The 5,632-nt window shown below is 31.3% G+C and carries 4 protein-coding genes and 3 pseudogenes; 1 reads left to right on the forward strand and 6 read right to left on the reverse strand.

All coding sequences use genetic code 11. From position 1 onward, the window contains the following. A pseudogene (locus ACJAX4_RS21650) lies at positions 1-200 on the forward strand (hypothetical protein); the annotation flags it as partial. Positions 201-246: 46 nt separating this feature from the next. Here ACJAX4_RS21650 and ACJAX4_RS21655 read toward each other — a convergent pair. The 6 genes and pseudogenes from ACJAX4_RS21655 to ACJAX4_RS21680 all read right to left on the reverse strand — a co-directional run. Further along, a complete protein-coding gene (locus tag ACJAX4_RS21655) occupies positions 247-444 on the reverse strand; it encodes a hypothetical protein (RefSeq protein ID WP_435791514.1) in 198 nt (65 codons plus the stop codon). A 335-nt stretch (positions 445-779) separates the two neighbouring features. Further along, positions 780-1,178 carry a DUF1097 domain-containing protein gene (locus ACJAX4_RS21660; RefSeq protein ID WP_435791515.1) on the reverse strand — a complete coding sequence of 133 codons (399 nt, stop codon included), beginning with the start codon at positions 1,176-1,178 and terminating at the stop codon, positions 780-782. Positions 1,179-1,314: 136 nt separating this feature from the next. Further along, positions 1,315-2,550, reverse strand: a complete 1,236-nt coding sequence (locus tag ACJAX4_RS21665) for a Zn-dependent hydrolase (RefSeq protein WP_435791516.1) — start codon at positions 2,548-2,550, stop codon at positions 1,315-1,317. A gap of 130 nt (positions 2,551-2,680) precedes the next feature. Next, positions 2,681-4,007, reverse strand: a pseudogene (hydA, locus tag ACJAX4_RS21670) (dihydropyrimidinase). Between the two features lie 81 nt (positions 4,008-4,088). Next, positions 4,089-4,910 (reverse strand): tyrosine-type recombinase/integrase, encoded by an 822-nt coding sequence (locus tag ACJAX4_RS21675; protein WP_435791517.1) that lies wholly within the window; start codon positions 4,908-4,910, stop codon positions 4,089-4,091. Positions 4,911-5,451: 541 nt separating this feature from the next. Then, positions 5,452-5,632: pseudogene (locus ACJAX4_RS21680) on the reverse strand (pyridoxal phosphate-dependent aminotransferase); the annotation flags it as partial.

Genomic DNA, 5,632 nt, shown 5'->3' on the forward strand with positions numbered 1-5,632 from the left:
ATATGCATAGTGGCATCAAATATTTGACTCCATATCAGCGCCATTATAGCTTGGATAAAAACATCATAGAGAATAGAAAAAAAGTGTATGAAATGGCAAAACAGAATCATCCTGAAAGGTGGAGTAGAAAAATAAGAAATTGCGATTTGCCAAAATATGTGGCATTAAATCCAATAAAGGAAGAAGAATCCCCCGCCTGATGAGAATATATTCTCTGTTCTTGTGTTCTCTGTTCAAATAATTATATTATTTTCCCCAGAGACTATTTATAGAGCAATGAAAATTTGTATTCGTAGTTTTACATTTCGGACAATTCGTTTTACGAATAAAATTACATTCGCCACATTTTATGCAAAATAGCTTTCCACATTTATTATATTTATATATAGTGTCTCCAGAAGTTTTATTTGCACAATTAGGACATTGTTTTCTATCGTTAGCCATTATATTTTCCACCTTTCATATATCTATAATTAAATAATATTGAAAGAATTATAAATTTATGACTTAAAAAAATTCTGCTTTAATAGAAGGCTAGGTTTTTATAATTATATCTAGAAATACTAAATAATATTTTTTTATTTTTGTTTTCATTATAATAATTTATTTTTGTTCAAATTATTATAATGAAAAGCTCTTGATATAGCACTTTCCAATTCCCAAACGAAAAATCAATAAAAATGAAAATAACTAACTTAATATACATGAATACTAAATTTTGAGTGCCCTTGACCCTTGATAATGCAACATATGCAAGCAATGTAACAGTGTCATGTATGTTATGATATTCTAATATTTTCTTCAGAATCAATATTCTTATTTGTTGTATTAAATAACCATGTACCACCTGATTCACATAATAATCCTAAAATTGCACCTAGAATTAGTGCTGGTACTACAGCTTTCCAATTTCCTCCATATGCAAAAGTTGAAAATGATCCTATGAATGTTCCTGGAATAAATTCGAATAGTTTGATTTTAGCCTGTATACACATCACAAATGTTATCACAGCAGTAGTAATAGCACTTTTAAAACCTTTTAACTTACCTCCTGCTGCAAAGAATGCTGTGCATCCAGCAAATCGCGCCCATCCAAGCAATCCTAAAGAAGGACTTGACGCTGTCCAAAGACCGCACAAAATTCCAGTAATTAAAGAAAGTACAGTTAATTTTTTCATATTTTCACCCCTATTTTGCTAAATTATAAATAATTTCAGAAATCAATCTTTTCCCAATATATTCTGTACATGTTTCAAATCAAAAGACACAGAATAATAAATACTTGTGCCTTTTAATTCTTTAACATAAATTTTTCTATCTTGCATCTACCTTAAGTACTGTGTTTAGCATTACACTTGCACCATTTGTACACTGTTTAACAGATGAGAACTCTTTTTCACAGTGACTATGGCCGTCTTTTGAAGTAACAAAAATCATAGTAGTAGGTATTATTTCTGATACGAACTGAGCATCATGTCCTGCTCCACTATTAATGTACTGATTAGAAATCCCTGCTTCATCAGCACTTGTCTTAACAAACTCTATTAATTCTTTGTCAAAGTATACCGTATCACGAGCCCAAGCTTTCTCATAATCAACCTTGCACTTAGCAACTTCCTTAGGCATGTTCTTAATAATATTAAGAACATGTTCAATTACCTTAGGGTCTTCATGTCTTGCATCAATTGAAAAGTCAACTAAATCAGGAATTACTGTATGAACACAAGGATGGCACTTAATTTCACCAGTTGTATAAACAAGAGCTGGATCAAGTTTGTCTAACTCATTATGCAGATAAATAAGAACCTGAGAAGCTGCATAAAGAGCGTCCTGTCTATGTCCCATTGGAGTAGTACCTGCGTGGTCTGCTTGACCATGAGTTCTTATTCTATAGTTAAGCATGCCAAGTACACAAGTAACAACACCAATATCATTATTAGCAGCTTCAAGGATTGGACCCTGTTCAATGTGAAGCTCAAACATACATTCATAATCTTTAGGGTTTAATCTATTTGCTACTGATCCAACATAACTACTCGCTGCTAAAGCTTCTCCGAAAGTAGCCTCTCTATTTAATACATTCTTTGATGCAAGCATTGTATCCTTATCAAATTTTCCACAAATCACGCCTGATGACATCATTGCTGGTGGATATAATGACCCTTCCTCATTTGTCCAAATCATAGCTGTTATCGGATGTTTATGAGTAATCTTCTGATCTACAATAGCTTCTAAAACCTCCATACCTACCATAACACCTAAAATTCCATCATAGTTACCACCATTTTTTACTGAGTCAACATGAGATGCTACAACAATTCGTTTTGCATTAGAATCTGAACCTGGAATAGTAGCATACATATTTGCCATATCATCGACAGTTGTTTCAGCTCCGATAGCTTCCATTCTCTTTCTGAATTCTTTCCTAGCCTGAACATTCTCTTGTGACAAAGAGTATCGAGTAATTCCACCATGCCCTGCATCACCATAAGTTGCAAAAGTTTTGATCATGTCTTCCATTCTTTTTGAATCACAAAATTTGTTATTCATTATTAATAACCTCCCTATATTTTTCTATTAAATTATATTTATTTTATCAATCTTGAGAATAGTTCACGTGCTAAAACGCCCTTCTTTTCTACCCAAATATAATTACTCAACAATAGTCTTACATATTGAATTATAATATGATTGGAGCTTTTCTTTTAATAAATTTACCATAACCTTGTTCTCCAATAAATTCACCATTTTCCGCAATTACTTTTCCTCTACTTATTGTAGCTACTGGATATCCCTTTAACTTAAAGCCTTCATATGGTGTATAGTCTACATTTTCATGTAACATAGATTTTGTTAGTGTAATTTCTACATTCGGATCAAATACAACTAAATCTGCATCGCTTCCAATTGCAATTGTTCCCTTTTGTGGATACATACCATATACTTTAGCAGCATTTGTAGAAGTAACCTGTACAAATCTATTAAGATTGATTTTTCCATCAACTACGCCGTAAGTATACATTAATGACATTCTAGCTTCTATGCCTGGTGCACCATTTGGAATTTTAGTAAAAGATTCCTTTCCCATTTCTTTCTGACTCATAAAGAATGGGCAATGATCTGTTGCTACTAATTGGAGAGTATTATCCTTTAGTGCCTTCCATACAACTGGCCAGTTCTTTTTATTTCTAAGAGGTGGAGACATTACATACTTTGCTCCATTAAATCTTGATTCTCTATAATTATCTTCTGAAAGTAATAAGTATTGTGGACATGTTTCTCCCATTATAGGGTATCCTTCTTCTCTTTCACTTGCTATTTCTTTAATAGAAACTTCACAACTACTATGAACTATGAAAAGAGGTGAATTAGCTATTTTGGCAAGTTTAATTGCTCTTCCAGCAGCTTCTCCTTCTGCTAAATCTGGACGGGATAATGCATGATATATTGGCTCAATTTTCCCTTCTGATAAAAATTTCTTTGTAAAATAATCAATAACATAATAATTTTCTGCATGGACACAAGATAACCCACCATTTCCATTAACTTTCATTAACTTTCATTAATGTTCTTAATAAAGTGCCATCATCAACTCTTAATCCATCATATGTCATAAATAATTTAAAGCTTTGATAACCTTCTGCAATAATTTCCGGTATTTCATTCATAACTTCTTCAGTCATGTCTGTTAACGCAATATGAATACCATAGTCTATAACTGCTTTTCCATCAGCCTTCTCACGCCAAGTATTTACTGCTTGTTTTAATGATTTACCCTTACCTTGGATTGAAAAATCTACTATTGTAGTAGTTCCTCCGCAAGCTGCAGCAATAGTTCCTGTTTTAAAGTCATCACTAGCATGTGTTCCACCAAATGGCATATCCATGTGAGTGTGAGGATCTATTCCTCCTGGCATTACATATTTCCCTTTTGCATCGATAATCTTAGCTTCCTTATCTTCTAAATCTAATCCTATTTGCACGATTTTTTCATCTTTTATACCTATATGGGGTCTCTGTAGTAATGGAACAGAAAATCACAACAAATGCCCATTTAATTCCAAATGAGTATTTGTAAGAGAATAATATCAATAAAAAGCTTTTTCTATAGCTTTCTCAATTTCAATTCTAGAAGGTTTGCTATATTTTTTCGTTATATTTATATCTGAATGCCCTGCTAATTCTGCTATTATTGCAATATCTATACCAACACTAATAAGTTCTCTGCAATAAGTATGACGTAACTGGTGTGGGTATACATCATACTTTTCAAAAATTCTCTGTATAGACCTAATCGACATTCTATTTTTATAATTTGATAAAAATAAGGCCTCCTGATAATCAGTTCTTGTATCCAAATAATTTTTTAAGTGTATTCTTGCCTCAATTGGAAGTGGAATCTTTCGCTCTAAATTTCCTTTACCTTTTTTAACTATAACTATGCCACTTCTTTCTTTTAAAGTAATATCTTTTTTATCTAAGGAAGCTAATTCTGAAACTCGTATGCCAGTATATAAAAACATATATGTAATAGCTATATTCCTTAAATTCCCGGTTCTTTCAATCTCTCTCAAAAGTTTATTTCTATCGTTCTTTTCAAGTGATTTAGGAGCAATATTTTTAGTTTTTATGTATTCAGGTTTGCATATATTTTGCAATATATCTATTCTATCTAAAAACTTTACTAGACTAACTATTGCTGCAAATTTATTTTCAATAGTTGAAGCACTTAGACCTTTATCTGAAAGGTGATTAATATATTGTTGGATATCAAAACGTGTAATATTCTCCAAAGAACCATCATTGCTCAACAGCCATTTATTAAATTTATTTATAATTTGAATATATAACTTTAGAGTACTTTCACTGTTTCCTGCTAATTTTTGATACTCCATAAATTCCGAAATAATTTTTCGTCACTTTTTTTATCCATTAAAACTCCTCTTTACTTAAGATTTAGTGATTTTACTATCTAAACTACCTTTTTAACAGTTGAAAAAAGTGACGCAAAAGTCATTTCAATCAGAATACGAGATTAAAAGGCAATAATTAGTTCCATTTAATGTAATTAAGTTGTAATTTTCTGTTCCATTGATACACATACCCCGTTTTGAGCAAAACAATAAGAGCTTTATCATTTAGTGATTAAACTCTAGATATATCAACGCTTTACACTGATGATATATACTGTTTTGACTTAGAACTATTGTATATTAATTCCAAGTCAGAATATTTAAATAATAGTGTTTAATTGTAAAAAACTGGCTTAGCGTTGTAAATTTACGCTTTGCGAGCACTACCCCTAATTATTATAAATCTTTCTTCATTGTTACGACACTTTCAAATATATCGTACATAAAATAAATTTATTGTTTAAAAAACTAGAAACCCCACAATTCTTTCCTAAAAAAGGTTTGCGGGGCTTAGTTTTAATTTTTTTATTGTATAATATTACAAATTCTTAAATTCATCAGCAAGCTTAGTCCAAGCTCCTAATGATTTTTTGATTTTTTCATAAGAAACACAGTATGAAATTCTAAAGTATCCAGGGTAACCAAAAGCTGTACCTGGTACTATAAGTAAATTATATTTTTTTGCAACGGCTGCAAATGCTATATCATCTTCTATCATA

The sequence above is a fragment of the Clostridium sp. genome (genome assembly GCF_051278035.1).
GTDB lineage: Bacteria > Bacillota > Clostridia > Clostridiales > Clostridiaceae > Clostridium_AD.